The 21,864-nt window shown below is 60.2% G+C and carries 15 protein-coding genes; 6 read left to right on the top strand and 9 right to left on the bottom strand.

The window, feature by feature from the left end:
* A partial coding sequence (locus tag AC1DXO_RS21420) for a transposase (protein WP_476977627.1) occupies positions 1 to 235 on the top strand: 235 nt, incomplete at its 5' end.
* Positions 236 to 508: 273 nt separating this feature from the next.
* Here AC1DXO_RS21420 and AC1DXO_RS21425 read toward each other — a convergent pair.
* From AC1DXO_RS21425 to AC1DXO_RS21460, 8 genes are all read right to left on the bottom strand, one after another.
* On the bottom strand, positions 509 to 3,853 hold the full coding sequence (locus AC1DXO_RS21425; RefSeq protein WP_476980228.1) for a S8 family serine peptidase: 3,345 nt from the start codon (positions 3,851 to 3,853) through the stop codon (positions 509 to 511).
* 11 nt (positions 3,854 to 3,864) lie between these two features.
* Positions 3,865 to 7,173 carry a S8 family serine peptidase gene (locus AC1DXO_RS21430; RefSeq protein WP_476980229.1) on the bottom strand — a complete coding sequence of 1,103 codons (3,309 nt, stop codon included), beginning with the start codon at positions 7,171 to 7,173 and terminating at the stop codon, positions 3,865 to 3,867.
* A gap of 124 nt (positions 7,174 to 7,297) precedes the next feature.
* Positions 7,298 to 8,125, bottom strand: coding sequence for a 16S rRNA (adenine(1518)-N(6)/adenine(1519)-N(6))-dimethyltransferase RsmA (rsmA, locus tag AC1DXO_RS21435; protein WP_476980230.1), 828 nt, complete (start codon positions 8,123 to 8,125; stop codon positions 7,298 to 7,300).
* The gene (gene pdxA, locus AC1DXO_RS21440; protein WP_476980231.1) at positions 8,122 to 9,129 is read right to left on the bottom strand and encodes a 4-hydroxythreonine-4-phosphate dehydrogenase PdxA; all 1,008 of its coding nucleotides are present in this window, start codon (positions 9,127 to 9,129) and stop codon (positions 8,122 to 8,124) included. The genes rsmA and pdxA overlap by 4 nt, the downstream gene beginning before the upstream one ends.
* Positions 9,130 to 9,133: 4 nt before the next feature.
* Positions 9,134 to 10,507 carry a peptidylprolyl isomerase gene (locus AC1DXO_RS21445; protein ID WP_476980232.1) on the bottom strand — a complete coding sequence of 458 codons (1,374 nt, stop codon included), beginning with the start codon at positions 10,505 to 10,507 and terminating at the stop codon, positions 9,134 to 9,136.
* A gap of 39 nt (positions 10,508 to 10,546) precedes the next feature.
* Positions 10,547 to 13,150 carry an LPS-assembly protein LptD gene (locus tag AC1DXO_RS21450; RefSeq protein WP_476980233.1) on the bottom strand — a complete coding sequence of 868 codons (2,604 nt, stop codon included), beginning with the start codon at positions 13,148 to 13,150 and terminating at the stop codon, positions 10,547 to 10,549.
* A gap of 111 nt (positions 13,151 to 13,261) precedes the next feature.
* A complete protein-coding gene (locus tag AC1DXO_RS21455; protein WP_476980234.1) occupies positions 13,262 to 14,404 on the bottom strand; it encodes an LptF/LptG family permease in 1,143 nt (380 codons plus the stop codon).
* A complete protein-coding gene (locus AC1DXO_RS21460) occupies positions 14,401 to 15,585 on the bottom strand; it encodes an LptF/LptG family permease (protein WP_476980235.1) in 1,185 nt (394 codons plus the stop codon). The genes AC1DXO_RS21455 and AC1DXO_RS21460 overlap by 4 nt, the downstream gene beginning before the upstream one ends.
* A gap of 222 nt (positions 15,586 to 15,807) precedes the next feature.
* On the opposite strand from AC1DXO_RS21460, the gene AC1DXO_RS21465 reads away from it, so the two are divergent.
* The 5 genes from AC1DXO_RS21465 (at position 15,808) to AC1DXO_RS21485 (ending at position 19,592) form a co-directional block, all read left to right on the top strand.
* Positions 15,808 to 17,271, top strand: coding sequence for a leucyl aminopeptidase (locus AC1DXO_RS21465; RefSeq protein ID WP_476980236.1), 1,464 nt, complete (start codon positions 15,808 to 15,810; stop codon positions 17,269 to 17,271).
* Positions 17,272 to 17,425: 154 nt separating this feature from the next.
* A complete protein-coding gene (locus tag AC1DXO_RS21470; RefSeq protein ID WP_476980237.1) occupies positions 17,426 to 17,875 on the top strand; it encodes a DNA polymerase III subunit chi in 450 nt (149 codons plus the stop codon).
* Positions 17,872 to 18,261 carry an I78 family peptidase inhibitor gene (locus AC1DXO_RS21475; protein ID WP_476980238.1) on the top strand — a complete coding sequence of 130 codons (390 nt, stop codon included), beginning with the start codon at positions 17,872 to 17,874 and terminating at the stop codon, positions 18,259 to 18,261. The genes AC1DXO_RS21470 and AC1DXO_RS21475 overlap by 4 nt, the downstream gene beginning before the upstream one ends.
* Positions 18,262 to 18,359: 98 nt before the next feature.
* Positions 18,360 to 18,818, top strand: coding sequence for a response regulator (locus AC1DXO_RS21480; protein WP_476980239.1), 459 nt, complete (start codon positions 18,360 to 18,362; stop codon positions 18,816 to 18,818).
* A gap of 57 nt (positions 18,819 to 18,875) precedes the next feature.
* Positions 18,876 to 19,592 carry a sensor histidine kinase gene (locus AC1DXO_RS21485; RefSeq protein WP_476980240.1) on the top strand — a complete coding sequence of 239 codons (717 nt, stop codon included), beginning with the start codon at positions 18,876 to 18,878 and terminating at the stop codon, positions 19,590 to 19,592.
* A gap of 257 nt (positions 19,593 to 19,849) precedes the next feature.
* On the opposite strand, the gene AC1DXO_RS21490 is transcribed toward AC1DXO_RS21485, so the two are convergent.
* Positions 19,850 to 21,844, bottom strand: coding sequence for an SPFH domain-containing protein (locus tag AC1DXO_RS21490; RefSeq protein ID WP_476980241.1), 1,995 nt, complete (start codon positions 21,842 to 21,844; stop codon positions 19,850 to 19,852).
* Positions 21,845 to 21,864: the final 20 nt, after the last annotated feature.

Consider the following 21,864-nt stretch of genomic DNA (forward strand, 5'->3'; position numbering starts at 1 on the left):
CAAACTTATCGTGCCCGAAAATATCACCCTGATGAAATTGCCACCCTATTCGCCAGAGCTAAATCCTCAGGAAAATGTCTGGCAGTATCTACGACAGAACTATCTCGCCAATCGGGTCTATGAAAATTACGAAGCCATTGTCGAAGCTTGTTGCAACGCATGGAAGGCTCTCATGGAACAGCCAGAACGCATTCGATCAATCGGAACAAGGGAATATGCACAGGTCAGAGTTTAACGCCGTTGGTATTATACCTATTTTCAACGCGGAAAGCGCGGAAAAGTCGGAAAGACGCCGAAATTCAGGATGCTAATCCGTCCGCGCGAAGCGCATTTTTGGCGCTTGTTGCACCAACTCTCCGAAATGATAGCCCGTCGGGCGATAGTAGAGCAACCCACTTACTATTTCCGCGTCTTTCCGACTTTTCCGCGCTTTCCGCGTTGAAAACAGCTGTAGATTCAAAATATTACACTTCTACGAATGCCGCCCACAAACGGCTTGGCGTAAACGTCAAAGGGCGAAGTCGAACATCGTCAGCGTAGCGGCCACGTTCATGCCGGCCAGGATGATCGCCAGTTCGACGTGACCATCGGCGTCATTGACCGTATTGGCCTCGATCACAGTGTTTGTGCCGTCGAACCACGCCCTGAGCTGTCCCGCTGCCGTGAAAGCGCCTGAACCGACGAAGGTAAAGGCATCGTCTGCCCCGCCGGTGATGGCATCGACACCTCGCAGGTCGATCCGGTCCAGTTCAACCGCCGGATTAAGCCGGACATGGAAGCCGATAATCTGGTCGGCCGCAGCCCTGGCATCGCCCGTCGCAACGACATCCGACGCAGAATAGGTGAAGGTGTCATTGCCTATACCGCCGTTCAACGTGTCGCTGCCCGTGCCCCCGACCAGACGGTCGTCGCCGTCGCCGCCGTACATCCGGTCATTGTCGGCGCCGCCTTCCAGCCAGTCGCGTCCACCATAGCCGTAGAGCACGTCGGCGCCCGCCTGGCCTAGCAAACGGTTATCGGCGTCGTCGCCGTTAAGCGAATCCCCGGCGCTGCCGCCGCTGACGTTTTCAAAGCCGCTGATCACGTCGCCGCGCGCATCGCCACCGGCGGCACTTTGCAAGCCGGTCGCAGGCGTGATCATCAAGCGCACGCCCACACCCTCGGTCGATCCCGCGTAGCTCAGCATGTCGATGCCGTCGCCGCCGTACATGTGGTCGAAGCCGGCGCCGCCGGTGATGAAATCGTCGCCTGCACCACCGTTGATGCCATCGTTGCCGGCGCCGCCATCCAGGGTGTCATTGCCGTCATTGCCAATCAGGGCATCTGCGCCGTCACCCGCGCTGAGACGGTTGTTCACTGTGTCACCGGTCAGGAGATCGGCAAACTGGCTCCCCGTGACGTTCTCGAAGTTGTAGAGCAAGTCGCCCTGCGCATCGCCGCCGGAGGCCTTCTGGGTGTCCATGTAGTAATAGACATTGAGGTCGATCGTGACACCGGCGAAAGAGGCCGCATAGGACACAGTGTCGGTCCCCACATCGCCGTCCAGGGTGTCGGCCCCGGCGCTGCTCAGCACCGTGTCGTCGCCCTCGCCACCATTGACGACGTCATCGCCGTCCTGGCCATTGATGACATCCTTGCCGGCGCCGCCATTGAGCGTGTCGTTGCCACCGTCGGCGGTCATCTGGTCATCACCGGCGTCGCCTTCCAGCCGGTCATTGCCGTCGCCGCCCGCGATCGTGTCCTTACCGGCATAGCCATGGATCAGGTCGTCGCCGCTGCGGCCCCACAAGACATTGCCGGCGTCCGTCCCGCCGAGCCGGTCGTTGAAGTTGGAGCCCTCAAGGTTTTCGATGCTGTACAGCATGTCGATCCCGGAACCGCCGGTGTCCTGGCGGGCGATCGCCAGGGCTATCACGACGCCGGCCGCAGCATCGGCATAGGTAACACGATCCGTGCCGTCACCGCCATCGATCCGGTCACTGCCGGCGCCGCCGTTGAGTACGTCGTTGCCGGAGCCGCCGTTCAGTGTATCGTCACCCTCGCGGCCGCTGAGCTGGTCATTGCCGCGCTGGCCTTCCAGATCATTGGCCACCGCATTGCCGGTGATCCGATCCGCGCCGTCGCCGCCCCACGCGTTTTCGATCATCGTTCCCGCCGTTATGGTGACGGTCTGACCATTGATGGTGCTGGTCTTGCCGGCGCGCAGGTCGAGGACGGAACCCAGGGTCACGGCCGACGTATTGAGCGTGTCGTTGCCGTTTGTATCCGTGAGGGTGTAGCCGAAGGTCATCCCGGCCAGGGCGCCGAATTCATTGGTGTAGATGAAGTCGTTGTCGTCGGTGGGGGCGTCGCCATAGACCGACAGGGTGGCGGAGTGGAACACGCCGTTGTCATAATAGCTGCCCTGATTGTCGATGACTTTCAGCCGCCAGGTGCCGGTTGCGTCCTCACCCATGAAATGGTTGCTGTTGAAGGTCCACGGTGACCACTGCGTGCCACCGCCACCGTAAATGTTGCTCGGCGATCCCTGGTGCAGGTAGATGATACTGTCCGTGCCGGACGGAGAGATCAAGTGGACCTCCAGGTTGCGCGCCATGCCGTGGGTCAGGTCGAGAAAGAGCGTAATGTTTTGTGCCGTGACGCCGGCCGAGATATCGAAGGTGAACTCTAGCCACGACCCGTCTTCCGGAATAGGTTGGTCGCCGCTGACGCTGGCCTGGCGTGACACCTCGTTGGCCGAGGTGCGCGTATGCGTCCAGGTTTCCGCCAGGCGCACGGCCGCCAGGGCATCGGCCAGGCCGAAGCCGTAATTGTTGCTGAAATGCAGGCCCGCGCCGTTGATATAGCTGTCGTGATTGACGTTCCACGGCAGCTTCTTTTCGAGATAGCCGGTTTCCGCGCCGATGGCGTTTCCGACATGGCGCGCCGTTATGGCCAGGATATCGCGTATGTCGCGCCAGCCCAATTCCGGATTGGCCTCCAGCATCAGGGCGACGATACCGGTGATCATCGGCGCCGCTGCCGATGTCCCGCCGAAGCGTGTCGTATATTCCAGGGGGACCGGGTCCCAGACATTGTTGTAGCCATCATTGTAGCCATCGATCCCCAGCCGGTCGGTCGTGGCGACCCACGGCCCGTAAAATGGGCCATTCGACGGGGCACAGACCAGGACATTGGCGCCTTCGGAGGAATAGTCGGCGACCATGCCGTGGGAATCAACCGCCGAGACGACCAGGTTGTAGCGCTGGCTCTGGAAGTTGCTCATATTGGCGTCCAGCCAGGCATCGCGGTTATTGCCGGCCGCCTGCACCAGGACCGTGCCCAGGCCGCCTCGGCCGTTTTCGGCGGCGTCACGATAATACTGGCCGTACACACTGAACCACTGGCGCACATCGTAGACATCGAACGGGATGACGCCGCCGAAGCTCATATTGATGACGTCGAAATCGCGCGCGTGCTGGATGGCTTTGGCGTAGTCGGTCAGCGAGACCGAACTCGAAAAGATGATCGGCATCGAGGTCAGGGAGGCGCCATAGGCGATGCCGGTCATGCCGACGCCATTGCGCGCGGCGGCGATGATTCCGGCGACCGCCGTACCGTGACCGCTGCTCGAATAGCCGTAGTTGAGGTCGTCCAGTTGCAGGCTGGCGTCGTAATTGCTTTCCAGGTCGGGGTGGTTACGGTCGATGCGGCTGTCGAAAACACCGACATGGACGCCGGCGCCGGTATAGCCGCGACCGCCGCCGCCGTCCCACACCGGGCGCACATTGAGATCGATGTCGACATCGGGATTGTCGCCTTGATCGATATACCATTGCAGGTACAACAGGGGATCATCAGTGGAATTGGTCATGGCGGTGCTCCCTATAGTGCAAAGTCGAGCACGCTCAGCGTGTTGACCACATTCATTCCGGCCAGGATGATTGCAAGTTCGACATAGCCGTCGGCGTCATCGATGGTATTGGCCTCGATCACGGTGTTGGCGCCGTCAAACCACACCCGGATCTGGCCCGCGGCTGAAAACGCCGCCGATCCGATAAGGCTGAAGGCGTCGTCGGTACCGCCGGCAATGGCGTCGATTCCACGCAGATCGATACGGTCCAACTCGACCGCCGGGTCCAGCCGGACATGGAAGCCTTGAATAAGGTCGGCCATGGCCACGGCGTCACCGGTCGTCACGACATCCGATGCAGAGTAGATAAATACGTCGTTGCCCGCATTGCCGTTCATCGTGTCGGCTCCGGCGCCTCCGGTAATGCGGTCATCACCGTCACCACCATAGATCCGGTCATTGGCGTTGCCGCCTTCCAGTCCGTCACGGCCACCATTGCCGTAGAGCACGTCATCGCCGGCCTGGCCCTGCAGACGGTTGTCGCCGTCATCGCCGTGCAGCGCATCGCCGGCGTTGCCGCCGATGACGTTTTCAAAGCCGCCGATAAAATCGCCGCGTGCCTCTCCGCCGGCAGCACTTTGCATGCCGGTCGCCGGATTGATCATCAACCTGACACCGACGGTTTCAGTCGCTGCGGCGTAGCTCAGCGTGTCGAGGCCTTCGCCGCCGAACATCCGGTCGCCACCGGCGCCGCCGATGACGGTATCATTGCCATCACCGCCATTCAGCACGTCATTGCCGGCGCCGCCATCCAGGCTGTCATGGCCTTCGTTGCCAGCCAGATTGTCGACACCGTCCTGGCCGATCAGGCGGTTGGCGCCACTGTCACCCCAAATCAGGTCGTTAAACCGGGTGCCAAAAACGTTTTCGAAGCCGTAAATCTTGTCGCCTTCGGCATCGCCGCCCGAGGCGGCCTGCAATCCGTCGATTGTATAGACGGTCAGATCGACTGTAATGCCTGCCAGCGAGGCACCGTAATTGACGGTGTCATTGCCTTCGCCACCGTCCATGGCATCGGCCCCGGTGTTCCCGAAAACCAGATCGTCGCCCGCGCCCGCCCCCAGGGTATCGTCGCCGGCGTCGCCATTGAGCTGGTCTTTACCGGCATCGCCCTCCAGACGGTCATGGCCATCCCCGCCATGAATCGTGTCATTGCCGGCATTACCGTGCACAAAGTCGTTGCCGCCGCGGCCCCATATGGCGTTGGCCCCGCCCGTACCGCCGAGGCGATCGGCAAACTCGGAGCCCTCGATATTTTCGATGCTGTAGAGATAGTCTGTTCCGGAGCCAGCCGTGACCTGACGCGCCAGGTTGAGATTGATCACAACGCCGCCCATGGCGTCGATATAGGAGAGCTTGTCGATCCCGTCGCCGCCGTCGATGCGGTCATTGCCTGCGCCGCCGTTGAGAATATCGTTGCCGGCCCCGCCATTGACCGTGTCGTCGCCTTCGCGGCTGTTGATTTGGTCGTCGCCACGCATGCCTTCCAGTCGGTTGGCCACGGTATTGCCGCTGATGCGGTCACCGCCATCGCCGCCCCAGGCGTTTTCCAGCACGGTCCCGGCCGTGACAGTGACGGCCTGGCCGTTGATCCTGCTGACGCGGCCGGGGCGCAGGTCGATCACCGAGGCTGAGGTCACCGCCGACAGGTTCAGGGTGTCCGTGCCCACAACGTCGTCGATCGTGTGGCTGAACGTCATGCCCGACAGGATGCCGAATTCGTTTGTGTAGATGTAGTCGGTATCGTCGCTGACTGGGTCGCCATGGACGGTGAGGGTGGCGGAATGAAACACGCCGCCACTCGGGAAATCGCTGACATATTCGCTGATCAGCAGATGCCAGGTGCCGGTCGCGTTTTCGCCGGTGAACTGGTTGGTGTTGAAGGTCCAAGGCGTCCATCTTGTGCCGCCCGTGCCGTAGATGTCGCGGGGTTCGCCATAACGCGAGAACAGCAGGCTTTGCGTCCCCGATGGCGAGACCAGCACGATTGTCAGCTTCCGCGTGAGGCCGTGGGTCATGTCGAGATACAGGGTGACGTTCTGCGCCACGACACCGGCTTCAATAGTAAAGTCGAGATCCAGAGACGGGCCGGTATATTGCTCCACTATGGTCCTGTCGCCGCTGACGCTGGCCTGGCGTGACACCTCGTTGTCGGAAGTTCGGGTCTTGGTCCAGCTTTCGGCCAGCCTGACGGCGGCCAGGGCGTCGGCCAGGCCGAAACCGTAATTGTTGTCGAAGTGCAGCCCAGCGCCGTTGATATTGCCGGCGTTGTTGATCGTCCACGGAAAGTGCTTTTCCAGGTAGGTCTGCTCGACATCGATCGCCGAGCCGGTATGGCGCGCCGTGATCGCCAGGATATCGCGGACGTCGCGCCATCCCAGATCCGGATTGGCTTCCAGCATCAGGGCGACAGTGCCGGTGATCATCGGCGCCGCGCCGGAGGTGCCGCCAAAGCGCGTCGTATATTCCAGCGGCACCGGATCCCAGTCGGGATTGATACCGGTGTTGTAGCCGTCGGTGCCTACCTGGTCGGTCGTGGCGACGCCCGGCCCGTAATAGCCGCCGCTGGACGGAGCGCTGACCAGGACATTGGCGCCTTCGGACGAGTAGTCCGACACCATGCCGTGGGAATCGACGGCAGCGACGACCAGGTTGTAGCGCTGGGCCTGGAAACTGCTGAGATTGGCGTCGAGGAACAACATGCGGTTATTGCCGGCGGCCTGGACCAGGACGGTGCCCAATCCGGCCCGGCCATTGTCGGCAGCATCCTTGTACAGTAGGCTGAAGGTCGTGAAATAGCTGCGCAAATAGGAGATATCGAAGGGAACGTTGCCGCCGAAACTCATATTGATAACATCGAAATCGCGGGCATGTGCCAGGGCTCGGCCCAGGTCAGGCATGGACACCGAGTTCGAATAAAGCACCGGCATGGAGGTGATATGGGCGCCGTAGGCGATGCCGGTCATGCCGACGCCATTGCGCGCCGCGGCTATAATGCCGGCGACGGAGGTACCGTGACCGCTTCCGGTCGACTGGTAGTACAACGTGTCGAGTTCCAGGCTGGCGTCGTAATTGCTTTCGAGATCGGGGTGATTGCGATCGACACGGCTGTCGAATATGCCGACATGGACGCCGGCGCCGGTGTAGCCGCGGCCGCCACCCCCGTCCCAAACGGGGCGGACATTGAGGTCGACATCGGCATCCGGATTGGCGCTATGGTCTATGTACCACTGCAGATACAGCAGTGGATCGTCACCGGAATTGGACGTTCTACTGGACACGGCGGGCCTCCCGGCTATCTCATTTTTTGTATAAAATAGATATGGTTACGCGCACGCTACCGCCCCCGGCGGGGCGAATGTCCACCGCTTGGCAGGCTTTGTCCAGCCCAATTCAGGGGTGGTGCTATGTCAGAATACGCGCAAGGCGCAGGAAACCGTCCGGACCCACCTGTTCCGCGCGCAGGGTCGGTTCAATACCCGCCTTGTCCAGCAAGGTTTCGCCGCCGAGCGACTTCAACGACGAACGCAGCATCTTGCGGCGCTGGCCAAATGCTGCCTGGGTCACTTTTTCGAGAGTCCGGATGGTCGCAGCGTCGGGGCGATCGGCTTTCGGACGAAGTTTCACCACGGCGCTGTCGACCCGTGGCGGCGGCGTAAAAGCGCGAGCGGGCAGGTCCATCAGCTTCTCACAGTCGCAGACGATCTGGGCAATGACGCTGAGCCGGCCATAATCGTCGTCACCGACCGGCGCCACCACACGCAGGGCGACCTCGAGCTGAAACATCAGCGTCATGGACAGTGGCATCCACGGTCCGGTCAGCCATTTGATCAGCAGGGGCGTGCCGACATTATAGGGCAGGTTGGACACGATATGCGCCCCCGTCGGCAGATGTCGTTGCGCCAGCAAGGCGGCTTCGTCGGCCTTGAGTGCGTCACCCTGTATCACTTCAAACCGCTCGCCGTACGGCAGCTGCAGCTCATTCAGCAAATCCAGAAATCTCGCGTCCATTTCGATGGCGATAACCCTGGCGGCTTCTGACTCGAGCAGGGCGCGGGTCAGCCCGCCGGGGCCCGGGCCGACCTCAATCACGGTGTCGCCACTAAATGGGCCACCTAGCCGGACAATCTTGCGCGTGATGTTGAGGTCGAGCAGGAAGTGCTGTCCGAACGATTTTTTGGCCATCAGGCCATGCTGCTCGAGGCTTTCACGCAGGGTGGGCAGGTCGCTCATGCGGCGGCCGCTTGGTAGGCCTGACGGTTACGGCTGAGCTGGTCGGCCGTGCGTATGGCGGCGATCAGGCTGTCCGGGCGCGCCATGCCACGTCCTGCGATATCGAAGCCGGTGCCATGGTCAGGTGAGGTGCGTACAATCGGCAAGCCCAGGGTAATATTCACCCCGCCCCAGAAGTCGAGCGTCTTGAGCGGGATCAGTCCCTGGTCGTGATACATGCACAGGGCCGCGTCATAGGTCACCCTGGCGTCGTCGTGGAACAGGCTGTCGGCCGGGATAGGGCCTTGGATGCTTACGCTTTCATTTTGCAAGCGGGTAATGGCTGGACTCAAGGTGTCGATTTCTTCGCGGCCGATGCTGCCATCCTCGCCTGCGTGCGGGTTAAGACCGGCCATGACCAGCCGGGGTTGCGCCACTGCGAAATCCTGCTTTAGCGCCGTATGAGTGATATGGGCGATTTCGGCCAGGCCATCGATCGACAGGCTGGCGGGAACATCGCGCAGAGGGATATGAATAGTCGCCAGCACGACGCGCAGGTCGCGGGCGGTCAGCATCATCACCGGGCGCGGCACAAACCCGTTGGCGTCGCGGCACAGGTCCGCCAGATATTCGGTGTGACCGGGAAAGGCAAACCCCGCGCCATACAGCACGGACTTGGCGATTGGCGCCGTCACCAGGCCCCGTGCCGCACCTGCACGGCAAAGTTCGACCCCGGTACGTATCCAGCTGATGATGTGGGGTGCGTGTATGGAATCGGGCTCGCCGGCGACAGGACGGGCCGTCAACGGCGCGTCGAGTACAGGCAGTGCGGTGGCAAAGATGGCGGTGGCCTGCGACGCGTCGCTAACGACAGCGACATCCGCCCCCAGATCGCGCAGGACCTGGGCATCGCCAATAACGCAAAAAGCGAGGGCAGGGTCACCTCTGAGAGCCTGCCAGGCACGGATCACCAGTTCCGGGCCGATCCCGCAGGGATCACCCAGGCTGATCACCAGACCCGGCACGTCTCTAATGGTTCTCGATGGTCGCAACCGAGCGCAGTTCGCGCAGATAGCGCTTACCTAGCATCGACAGGCGCTGATTGACCAGTTGGCTCTCGATCTGTTCACGCGTCAGGGCGTTTTCACCGGCCAGACGCCGTTCGCAGACATAGACGACCGTCATGCTTTGGCTGTTGCGCAGGGCAGGACTGGACTGATCGTCCTTCAGCGGGCGCAGCGCATCGGCATAGGTCGGAAGCAAGGTCGACAATTCGGTCTCGCCCAAATCGGTCACACGTATGGACGATGAGGCCTTCACTTCGTCGAGCGCTTCACAGGTGGGGTTCCTGGAGCGGAAGTTGAGCAGAGATGTCTGGGCATTACTGACATCGGCTGCCGATGCATTGGCGGGCAGGGTAATGGCTGCCTGTTTCAGATGCATGACCATATCGGCATTGCCATCGCTTTTCTGGCGAACCAGATAGATGTAAACGCCGTCCTTGGTTGTGATCGGCGCGGTCATTTCGCCAGCCTTGACGCGTTGGAGCGCGGCTTCGATCGCCGGGTCTATGTTGCCGGACACCAGCCAGCCGGCATCACCGCCCTGGGCCGCCGACGCTGAATTGGAAAACTGACGGGCAACCGCCTGGAAGGGCGCGACGCCCTGGGCGATCTGCGTATAGAGCTGCTGGGCGCCCTTCTGGGCATTGGCCATGCTGCCGGCAGTCGCCGCATCCAGGAAGATTTCAGCCACCAGATACTGTGGCTTCTGACCGTCGGCGATCACCTTGTCCATGGTCGCTTCGACCTGCGCCTTGCCGACATTGGCATTGGCGTGGTAGCGGCCGCCAACCAACTGGCTCCAGCCGGTTTCGGCACGGATCTGGGCGCGCAGGGTTGCCGGCTCGATGCCTGCCTTTTTCAGCTCGCCCAGTAACTGGTCGGCTGTCAGATTGCTCTGCTGCGCCATGCGGGCGACTTCCTCGTCGACCTCGGCATCGGACACCTTGACCTTCCAGTGCTCAAGTTCCTGGTTCTGCAGACGCTCATCGACCAGGCTGTTGATCGCCTGCTGCTGGAAGGCTTGATAATTGTCCTGGGTCACCTGCACACCTGAGGTGACGATCAAAAGCAGCATACGCTGTTTCAGGTCGTAGGAGGTGATCATGTCGTTATTGACCGACACCAGCATGCCTTCGCCCAACTGAGGCAGTTGGGGCGCCTCGGTCGACTGGTCGATTGCCGGCGCCGACGCCATGGCCGCCGAACCGGTGTCGGGGGTCTGGGTAAAGTCCTGAGCCATGGCCTGGGGCGCCATGACGGCGCAAGCGCACATCAGGGCTGCGGCAGCGGCCGTAGAAAGGAGCGCCCTGGGCATGAAGGAGCGAAGGGTGGAGGACATGGTGTGCATATGCATTCTTAATGGGCGCGCGTGCGGCGATTAGCGGACATCTGTAAACTCTGCACCAGATGACCCCAATGTGGCAAGGTTAAGGCGGAACAGTATCGCCGATGACGGCTTGCCGTTCAACCGGTAAAGGTTCGAGTCGTTACGCTGATATACCAACTCGTACCAGATGCAATCGTTGCGATAGATGACGCTGACCGTCGACCGGCGCCAGCTGTCCTTGACCAGGTCACGATCCAGCCGGGCGGACACGCCCCAGTTCTGCGTGAAGAAGTGACGGGCATAGACCTGGGCATTGCGATAGTTATCGCCGAAAACCTTGAGCTTTCCGTTTTCTACCTGGGGTGACAGCAGCACGTCATTGAAAATATAGCGAATGGTTGCAACCGTATTCGGACGGTTGGCGCTGAGGCCGAACTCGCCCTGGCTGATATGCATGGTCTCGCTGTCGAGGCGCAGACGGGTGTAGCCGTAGAAACCCTTGGCTGTATCGAAATTGGCATTGACGATCCAGTCGGAGTTCTGACGCCCCAGACCCGACGGGTCGTAGGTGTAGTCGACACCGCCGCTCGTCACCGTTTTCAGGAACTGTGTCTCCGGTTTGTCACGCAAAACGCGTCCAACCAAGCCTTCGACCTTCAGTCCGGAATTGAAGGTCAACTGGGTCCGCAGGCCCAGATTAAGCCGGCTGCCGGCCTCGTAGATGTCAAAACCCGGCGACTTGTTGACGGCGAACAGGGTGGTGTCGTCGAACTCGACCGACAGGCTGTCCTCGTTGGGCTGCAGCGGGTTCTTTTGCTTGCGTGGCGACACCGCCAATTGGGCGATCGGCTCGACGATGGCGGTAAAATGGTTGTACTTCTTTACCAGCGGGTAGCTGATATTGAGACCGGCGGTGCCCAGATCGCGTGAGAAACTGCCTTCGAGCCCGGCTGTCGTCAGGTCGGTCAGCTTGTAATAGTCGTGGCGGACGTCGACAAACGGTCCCCATTTGATGCCGCCCTTGGTGGTCATGTCGCCGTAATAGCTGGCGCCGGCGCTGGCGCGTACGCTGTCGAAGCCGGAATTGCCGTCGGCGGCGACGGGCGGTTCGGCAAAGGTCGGAAAACGTTTGTGCTGCAACGCCATGGCATTGAATGACACGGTCATGGTTCCGCCCAGGATGCGCGACCTCGGCGACCAGTAGGCCTCGACCATCGGTGCGATGACCGGATAGACGCCGGAATCGGCGGCAAACGGCTCGACCTCCGTCAACTGCTTGCCGGTTGCCGTGTCGATCGGGTCGGCATAGCCGGCGATCAACAGGTTCTGGAAGCTGGCCATGTTGATGGCGAAATAGCTGTTCGAGGTCTGGCGCGTCACATTGACCTGGTTGATCAACTGGCGTGAATCCACCGTCAGCTCGCCAATCTGGTTCGCTTCACGGAAGGTGTCTTCGATATTGTAGCGTTCGAAGAAGTTGGCATAGCTGCCATAGGGCTTGCCGGTGCCGGGATTGATACGGCTTTCCTCGACATCGTCCTTGACGTGCTGGGCCGTGAAGCTCCAGCGCCAGTCTTCATTGATCTTGAAGCTGCCGTCGGCCAGGACGTATTCGCGCGTATCCGAAGGCCCGTAGCGCTTGGCGTCGTTGTCGAAAAAGCTTTCGTTGGTGAAGCCGAAGCGGGCGTGCAGCAGACCGGAGTAGAAATGGCGGTCATATTCCAGGTTCAGCAGCGGATTGACGCTGGCATTGAACTGCGGGCTGATGATGATTTGCTGATAGGGCGAAATCGACCAGACATAGGGTTGTTCGTACGAAAAGCCGCGCTTGCGCGTGAAGCCGACCTTGGGCTGGAGGAAACCCGATGCGCGTTCCAGTTCCGGGTCCGGCGTCCACATATAGGGCGCGTAGAAGACCGGAACGCCGTTCAAGCGGAACATGGCGTTCTTGTAGTACACCATCTTCTTGTCTTTGCGCTGCGTGATCTCGCTGGCCTGGATCGACCAGGACGGCTCCTGGGTCTCGCCCTTCTTCACGCAGAGCTGGCAGGGGGTGTAGATGACGTCGGTCAGCCGGTTGGTGTCGGGATTGAGGGCCTCGACACGGCGGGCAAAGACCTTGGAATTGTCCTTGCCAAGCGACGCCAGATTGTCGCTGACGCCCGACTGCATATTGTCGTCGTAGGAAATGTAATCGGCGAACTGGACGCTGCCGTCCTCATTGATCGTTTGGGTGTGGCCGCTGGCCACTGTGACGCCGCTATTGGCGTTGTAGCTCACCGTGTCGGCGCGGATGATCTTGCCTTTGTGGCGCATCTCGACGCTGCCATAGGCGATGATCAGGTCGTCCTTGGTGTGCTCGATCTGGTCGGCTTCGATATAGGCGCCGCCGTCGACTAGGCCGTCCGGCCCGACCACATCGCTGCCCAAGGTCGTGCTGGCGCGTTTGGGGGCAGGCGTGGAAGCTGCCTGGCTTGCGGCGGCCTGGTTGGCGGCAAACTGCGCCATAGCCAGTTCGAAGGACAGTTGCGTGCCCGTCATGCCTTCGGCGCTGCCCGCGGCAGCCGACGCCTGGGCCTGAGCTGCACCACTGCCGCCGATGGCCATGAGGGACATCAGTCCCACACCCAGCTTGAGAGAGTAATGCTTCATCATGGCCTACAGTTAGAATCCCGACTCTTGTGATACCACAAAATTTCAGCGGAAAAGGATAATCTCCGCTTCAGATATTCCCTTTTTAGCGGCCCCCGCGCACAGATCATCGTCCTAACCATCTTCGGTATAGACCAGCAATGTCATGGCCGCCAGCATGGCGAGGACCGCAGGCGACCATCCCGCCAGGCTGGCCGGGATGACATCGGCCTTGCCCATCGATGCGAACAACTGATTGACGAAGAAAATGACAAAACCAAGGCTAATGCCCGAAACAACCAAGCCCGTCATGCCGCCCAGGCGCAACAGGCGCAGCGAGAAGACCGCCCCGAGCGCCGTCATGGCGGCAAACATCAGGGGCGTTGACAACAGCTGGTGCAGCTTCAGCTCATAGGTGGTGGTTGAAAAACCCGAGATATGGTTTTGCCGGATCAGGCCCGGCAGACGCCAGAAGGGTACGGACTGGGTCGAGGCATATTTCTTGAATGCCTTTTGCGGATCCAGGTTCGAGTCGAGATTGAGCGTGTTGTAAAACTGTTCTGGCTTGTCGAGCGTATAGACGTGGGCGTCGGTCAACATCCAGCCGCCGGGCCCCAACACGGCTTCTTTGGCGTCATCGCGCTCGCGAAACTGCGGAACGTCCTTCTTGTCGATATCGTAGACCCAGAAGGTGACGTTGAACAAATGCCCGATGCGCATGTTGTCCTGACGGTCGGCGCGGATCACCACCTGTTGACCACCCTTGCCCTGACGCAGGTAGACAACCTTCGACGTATCCACCTTGTTCTGGTCGCCCAGGTTCTGCACGGTTTTCTCATAATTGTCCTGCAGATGCGACGCCAGGGGATTGAGCACCATGATGGTGGCGACGCCGAAGGCAAAGGCCAGAAGCGTTGCCGGCAACACAAAACGCCAGGCCGAAACACCGGCAGCCCGCATGGCGATCAGTTCACTGCGCCGGTTCAGATTGACGAAGGCAAATAGCGAACCGAACAGAAATGCGAACGGCAACAAGATCAGGACGGCGCTGGGCGAACGCTGGATCAGCAGCAGGAGGATTTGAATACCCGACAAATCTGCGCGTGCACCGACCTGGCGCGAAATCTCGACATAGTTGATCAGCAGGATCAGGGCGACCACGATCAGCAAAGCGGCCGCGAACGTGGTGATACAGGTTTGCAGGATATAGCTTTCCAGCCGGCTGCGCCGCCAGGGGTTCAGATAGTTCAGGTTATGCAGGATGCCAGCGCGGTTCATGCCTGCCTCCGGGCGCGGGGTGAACCGAAGTCGCTCATCGAACTGCGCATGGCGCGCCGGCCGGAAATCTCGAAGACCGTGCTGCGGTCGCGTTTGCGGATCATGTTGAGGCAAACAATTATCGGTATCATCGGCAACAGATATTGCAGGATGTTGAGTATGACGGCCTCATTGGCCACGGACTGCATGACAACGCCCAGCATGCGGATCATCAAAGCCGCGCCGGCGGCCACGGCAATACGGGCCACATAGCCGTTGCGGCTGAACCGGCCGCCCAATATGGCGACGATGGCGAGCAGGGCAAAGGCGATATTGTACAGCGGCCCTGCCAGGCGCGCATGGGCTTCGGCGATCAGCTTGAGGCCGTTCATCCGCTCGTAATTTCCGCCCGACCCGGGAAGAGCGCGGTTGGGGAAGAACAACTCGTGCATATAGCGGTCGCCTTCCTTCAACTGCATATAGTCCTCGCTGGAAAAGAAGGGCGAAATATCCATGCTGTATTCATCGAAGGTCGTGTGATCCAGCACGCCGCTGGCCGAAATCTGCTGGGTCGAGCCGTTACGCATGATCAGGATCGAAGCGCCGTCCACCGTATGGATCTTACCTTCCTTGGCGGCATAGGTGCGATCCTGGCCGCCGACCAGTGACGGTGCGCGGATATAGATCTGGCGCAGCAAGCCGTTCTGGTCGACACGCTGGACGTAGATGGTCAGGCCCGACGGCGAGGTCGAGAAATCGCCTTCCTTGACCATGGTCGAGATCAGGTCATTCTTGATATGAAACAGCTCGCTGCGCATCTCGCGCGCTGCCATGGGCTGTAGATACAGGTTCGATGCCAGGCTGATCAGGGTCAGATAGACGGAGATGCGGATAATAGGCGAGGCGGCCTGCATCAGCGGTACGCCGCTGGCAAACGCCGCGGTGAATTCATGCTCGCCCTGCAGGCGCGTCAGCGCGACCAGCGAACCGACGAACAGGCCGATGGGGAAGATCAGGCCGGTCAGCAACGGCATGGACAGCAGCGTCACCTTGATAAAGGTCCACGCACTTTGCCCGCGCTCGACGACCAGATCGAACTGCGTCAGCGACTGGCTGATCAGGGCGATGGCCGTAAGCGCGGCAACCGCACCGGCGATCGGCACGATCAACTGACGAAAAATATAACGATCCAGCGTCCGCATGCAGTCCAGATTCACCTCGGCCTTGGGTGATTTCCTTTTGACCGCTTACGGCGTTAATTACAAGGTTGTATTCGGCACTTCGCGGGCAGCGCACAATATTTTCCCAACGAAGGTTTGGTTTTTCCTCCAAAAGGATTTGGTTTTTCCAAAAAATGGCTTCAGTCTGGCGTCCGAAAAGGTTTAAGAGCGTTGCAAAATATGCCGCATCTCTCGGAGTTATTCATGGCCATTCAGCTCAGCGCCGCCCCCGCGGCCCAATCCGCGCTCGCCTATATACTGGGTGAAAACGATGCCCAAAGTCCGGGCTTTGCCGCGCTTGATTCGGCGCGTCGCGAAGCGGTGGCCGCGGCGCTTGCGGCCACAGGCTACAAGGCGGCACGCGGCAAGGCGCAGTTGGTGGCGACCGCGGACGGCCTTGTAGCCGTTGTCGGCGCGGGTGATCTGGCCAAGCTGGACGCGGCTGCCATGGAAACGGTCGCCGCCAGTCTCTACCACGCGGTCAAGGCCGCAGGGTTTGAGTCGCTCAGTCTGGACGTGACGGGCTATGACGCGGACCTCGTCGCCCACGCCACACTGGCCCTGCATCTGGCGTCCTACCGCTTCGACAAATATTTCGGCCCGGCCAAGCAGGAAAAGGCGCCGACGCTTAAGTCCATCACCGTGGTTTGCGACGATGTCGCCTCGGCCGAAGCAGCGTTTGCACCTCTGGCGGCCCTGCGCGACGGCATACTGTTCGCCCGCGACCTGGTTTCGGAACCGGCCAATGTCCTCTATCCCCAATCCTATGCCGATCGCGTGAAGGGCCTGGAAGGCCTGGGCCTGAAGGTCGAGGTTCTGGGTATTGCCGAGATGGAGAAGCTCGGCATGCATTCGCTGCTGGGTGTTGGCCTGGGGTCGTCGCGCGAATCGAAGCTGGTCGTCATGCAATGGACCGGCGCCGCCGACGTCAAGGCCGCCCCGGTGGCCTTTGTCGGCAAGGGCGTGACCTTCGATACCGGCGGCATTTCGATCAAGCCCGCCGAGGGCATGGAAGACATGAAGTGGGACATGGGCGGATCGGCAGCCGTTGTCGGCACCATGATGGCCCTGGCAGGCCGCAAGGCGAAGGTCAATGCCATAGGCATTATCGGCCTGGTCGAAAACATGCCGGACGGCAATGCCCAGCGCCCGGGCGACGTTGTCAGGGCGATGTCCGGCACGACGATCGAGGTTATCAATACCGACGCCGAAGGCCGTCTCGTTCTGGCGGACGCCCTCTGGTACTGCCAGGATCGTTTCAAGCCACAGTTCATGATAGACTTGGCCACCCTGACCGGCGCCATGATCATCGCGCTCGGCATGGATTACGCCGGCGTTTTCAGCAACAACGATGAATTGGCCGAACGTATCGGCGAGGCTTCGAAATCGGTGTCGGAAAATACGTGGCGCATGCCACTGCCGGCGCAGTATGAAAAGCAGATCGATTCGAAGATCGCCGACATCCGCAACATCGGCGGCCGTCCGGCGGGTTCGATCACGGCGGCCCTGTTCCTGCAACGCTTCGTCAATGGCGTTCCGTGGGCCCATATGGATATCGCACCGACCGCCTGGACCAACGAACAACGCATACCGACCGTCCCCGAAGGCGCCACGGGTTTCGGCGTGCGCACGCTCGACGCCCTGGTCGCGAAGTTTTACGAAGCGTAGGATATTATCCGCAGATTGCGCAGATTACGCAGATTTTTCAGTTCCTTAACTTCACGATTATATGAACGGAAGGAGAGGGCTTTCGGCGCGAAGCGCCTTTAAGACATCTGCGCAATCTGTGTAATCTGCGGATAACTTCACTCTTGCGTACATCATGCCCGAAATCTGGTTCTACCATCTCGAAACCACCTCCGTCGAACAGGCCCTGCCGGACCTGCTGGAAAAGATCGTGCAGAAAGGCTGGCGGGCCTATGTCCACGGCCATGACGATGACAAGATTTCAGCGTTGAATGACCATCTGTGGTCCTACCGGGCCGATTCCTTTCTGGCCCATGGCCGCGAAGGGGACGATCTGGACGGACATCAACCCATTCTGCTGGGCGCGTCCGGCAATATGGGTAACAAATGTCAGGTTTATCTGTCGGTTAGCCCTGTTGATTTACCCGATATTAGCGGCCTGGAGCGCTGTCTAGTTGTTTTTGACGGTGGCGACCAGGATCATCTCGGCTGGGCCCGGACACAATGGAAACGCCTGAAAGCGCAAGGCGGTGACCTGGCCTACTGGAAGCAGAATGAGCGCGGGCGCTGGGAGAAGGTGCAGTGAAGACAAGATCGGTTACAGCCTTTGTCGCCATAGGCCTCCTGGCAGGCCTCAGCGCCTGTTCATCGACGCCTGATGACGACCAGCCCATCCCGACGCCACGGCCGCCGGTTTATCAGACACCTGTGCCTTCCAACCCGTCTGTCCAGCCCGCGCAGCCTGCGCCCGGTGCTTCACAGGCCAGGCCGACCACCAACGACCAGTGTGGCGCCGCACAATTGCAGTATCTCGTCGGCAAACCGCGCACGGACATTCCGGTGCCGCTCAATCCGGGCAAGCGGCGCGTGGTCTGTTCGACCTGCGTCATCACCATGGACTATGCGGCGGACCGCCAGACCATCGTATTCGATACGGACAGCGGTTTGATACAATCGGTAAAATGTGGGTGACCGTAGTTTACCGGACGTTGATCCGGGACTAGGCTGCCCTCAACTACAAGTCGCTGCGATTCCGGGCAATTCCGGGATTACAGACAAAAGGGTCAGAGATGACGAAACGTCTTATCGACACCGGCCGACCAGCGGAAATTCTGTTGATCGATGATAATCGTGGCGATGCCCTGCTGGCGCGCCATGCGTTGCGTGAGGCCAGTTTCGCCACCAACCTGACCGTCGCCCAGACCGGTGAAATCGCATTGGCAATTTTGCAGGGTAGCGGGGAACACGCCGGCAAGCGGTTGCCGGATCTGGTTCTTCTTGACCTGCAGTTGCCCCAGATGAGCGGTCTTGATGTTCTGGCGGCGATCAAGCGCGAGGAGCGGACACGGCACATTCCGGTGATCGTCATGTCCAACTCCGGCGACGGCCAGAATGTCATGAATAGCTACCGGCTGCACGCGTCTGCCTATGTGCTCAAGCCGATCGATATTGCCAAGTACCGCGAGGCGATTGCCTTGATGGAACAGTTCTTTTTCGTCCTGGCCACCCTGGCCGAGGGCGAGGCGTAGGTACCTCCAGTGAGCAAAACAGAATCGGAGGGCGACATGGAAGACGGAGACAGGTCGATGCAAGGATGCCGAGAAATACAGGCGCCGGTCCAGATTGACATCGCCGAGGAGTTCAAGGATTTCGCCTATATCGTGTCCCACGATCTGGCAGGCCCTGTCAGGTCGGTCGTCGGCTTTTCGCAACTGTTGACCGAGCGGGTCAACACGGCGCCCAGCGAAGAGGATCGACTGCATCTCGAACTGATCATCGAAAGCGGCCAGAAACTGAATGACATGATTCAGGGACTGCTGGCCTATTCGCGGCTCAATACCGTGGCGCGCGCTCCGGAAAAGGTCGATCTCGAAATTATCCTGGCGCGGTGCCACATGGAGTTGCAGGCCAAGCTCGACGCCACCGGCGGCCAATTGGTCTATCCCCCCATGCCGACCGTCATGGCCGATCCGGCGCGCATGTACACCCTGTTTCTGTCGGTTCTCGACAACGCCATCAAGTTCCGCAAATACGGTATTGCGCCGGATATCCGCGTCTCGGTTACGGAATGTCCCAACCGCTGGGATTTTGCCGTTGAGGACAATGGTATCGGGATCGATCCGATGTTCTATGACGACGTCTTCCGGCCCTTGCGCAAGCTGCATACGGACGACGCCTATCCCGGCGTGGGCATGGGCCTGACCCTGGCGCGCAAGATCGTGTTGCAGCAGGGCGGCCAGATCTGGCTGGAACCATCTCCGCTGGGTGGGACGGCTGTCTGTTTCAGTTTGAGCAAGAGCTAGACTCTGCATCAGTGTATCTTGAGCGGTAGAAGGGTTTTATCCACAGATTACACAGATTTTTTCTAACCTAGACCGTATAGGTTTGTGCAACATCTCATAAAATCGCGCGCATGGCGCGCATAAGTATTTGAGATTGCGGCAGGGCTCGGCCGGTAACTGATTATAATCTGTGTAATCTGTGTAATCTGTGGATCAAAGACTCGTTCGAAGCCGCAAAATTGACGCCTCTGAACAAAGTCCGGAGGCGTCGCGTTTTCTTACTCAGCCTTTTCCGTCTCAACCGGCTTGGCAAACACTCCGCCAAGGCCGGTCTTGTCGGCCAGGATCAGCGCCATCAGCGCCTGGATCGGGCCATTGCCGCCGCTATCCGAACCCTGACCGCCTAACGAGATCTTCGGGACGATATCGACGCCAGACTTTTCCAGCGCCTCGGCAAAGCGGTCGGCGATCTGGCGTGCCAGCTGATACTGGGCACCGCCCGACGCTTCGGCCTGTTTGGCAATCGCCTCAGCCTGGGCCAGGCCGACCTTGGTCACCCGTTCGGCTTCGGCGCTGGCCAGGGCAATGATCTTCTTGGCTTCGCCTTCGCCCAGCAATTGCGTCCGGTCGGCCTCGGCCTGGGCCAGGGTACGCGTCTGATTGGCTTCCTGCTGTGAGCGGGCCAGGTTAGCGCGGCCGGCGTTTTCCTGCACCTGGATCGACAGGGCCGACTCGGTGATGGCCGTTTGCTGTTTGGCCTCAGCCTCGGCTTCACGCAATCCCCGTTCCTTCTGGGCGGCTATAACCTGGCGCTCATAGGTCCCGACCTTTTCGTCGGCCAGCTGGCGTTGTCGCAACTGATTCAGGATCTGCTCGATCTGGTCGTTGCCGGCGGCGGCGCGCGGTGTCCCGATCAGCACCTCCTGCAGTTCCAGAGAATAGGTGGCGAACTTGTCCTTCATCTCGACCGCCGACGCCATCTGGATTTCACTGCGTTGCTGCAGCAGCTGGATCAGGGTTCGCGTCTGGGCGATATTCTTGAAATAGGCCGAGACCATGGGATCGAGGGTCTGTTCGACCAATTTCTTGATATCGCCGAACCTCTGCACGACCAACGGCGCCTTGCGATAATCAATATGGACGACGACCGATAGCGGCAGGATGGGCTCGAAGGCGTCCTTGGTGATCAGCGACACTTCCGACAGGTTTTCATCGAACTTGTGCGGCCCGACATTCGACTGGTCCCACTTCAGGATGAAGTTGGTCGTCGGCACCATCAGGATTTTACCGGCATAAGGGTTGAAGGCGTATTTGCCGGGCAGCAAAGGTTCACTCCACACGCCACGGGTGCCGCGTGCCACCAGTTCGCCGTGGCGGTATTCGGCGCCGGATGTGTCGACGCCGATCTCACCGGTATAGGACACAACGACGCCAACATGACCAACCTCGATAATGGTTTTCGGTACCTTCTCGACGGTGGCGAATAAACGATTGATGAAATAGCTGCCTTCGACCAGGACCTGCAACTGACGGCCTCTCAGGCCGCCGGCCGCCAGAAACGCTTCCGGGTCCTGGAAGTTGTTGTGAAACGTCTTCGTATCCGACTGATCCTTGCCGACGGTAGGCGCGATAATCTGGTCGGCGGGCAGGGAAGGGCCGTCATGGACGGTCACGACCCCAATGGAGTCCTCGCCATCCTTGATCACGACGGCATCAAAGCCTGAACGCTGCAGGATGACCTTGCTCATTTCTTCGAACAGGCCTGCGTCGGACGCTTCCAGCTTGACGCCATAGATGCGGTCCGAGGTAAGGATAACGAACTGCGCCAGGTTGATGGCATAGGTGCCTTCGCGCAGGATCTTGCGTTGCGGGCCCTTTTGACCGCCAGCCTGCAGGAAGCCGCGCGCGTCTTCGAAATCCGACGCATTGATGTTCGTGGCCAGGGTCTGGATGGGTTTTAACGCTGTGCCGTCACGGGCGAAGACATAGCCGACCTGGCCCTGAGGAATGGTAACCAGCGGCTGGACATGCAGCTTGTATTGAAACGGAACGAAGAAATGGAAGCCGCCGCGCAGGACGGTCGGCTGGAAACCGGCCTCGCCCTTCAGCGCGATCAGGCCGCCGGTGATGGAGCCGCGTCCGCTCCACAGTTTTTCGACAATGGCGGCGTGGTTGTTGCCGACATAGCGGATCATGCCGGACACAGCCAGCAACAGGACAAGCGCCAGCACGCCCAAACCGGACGCTGCCAACGGCAGATAATCTAAGGTCATGTAAGCCCCCGAGAACATGT

The organism is Asticcacaulis sp. P2_C5 (genome assembly GCF_056404555.1).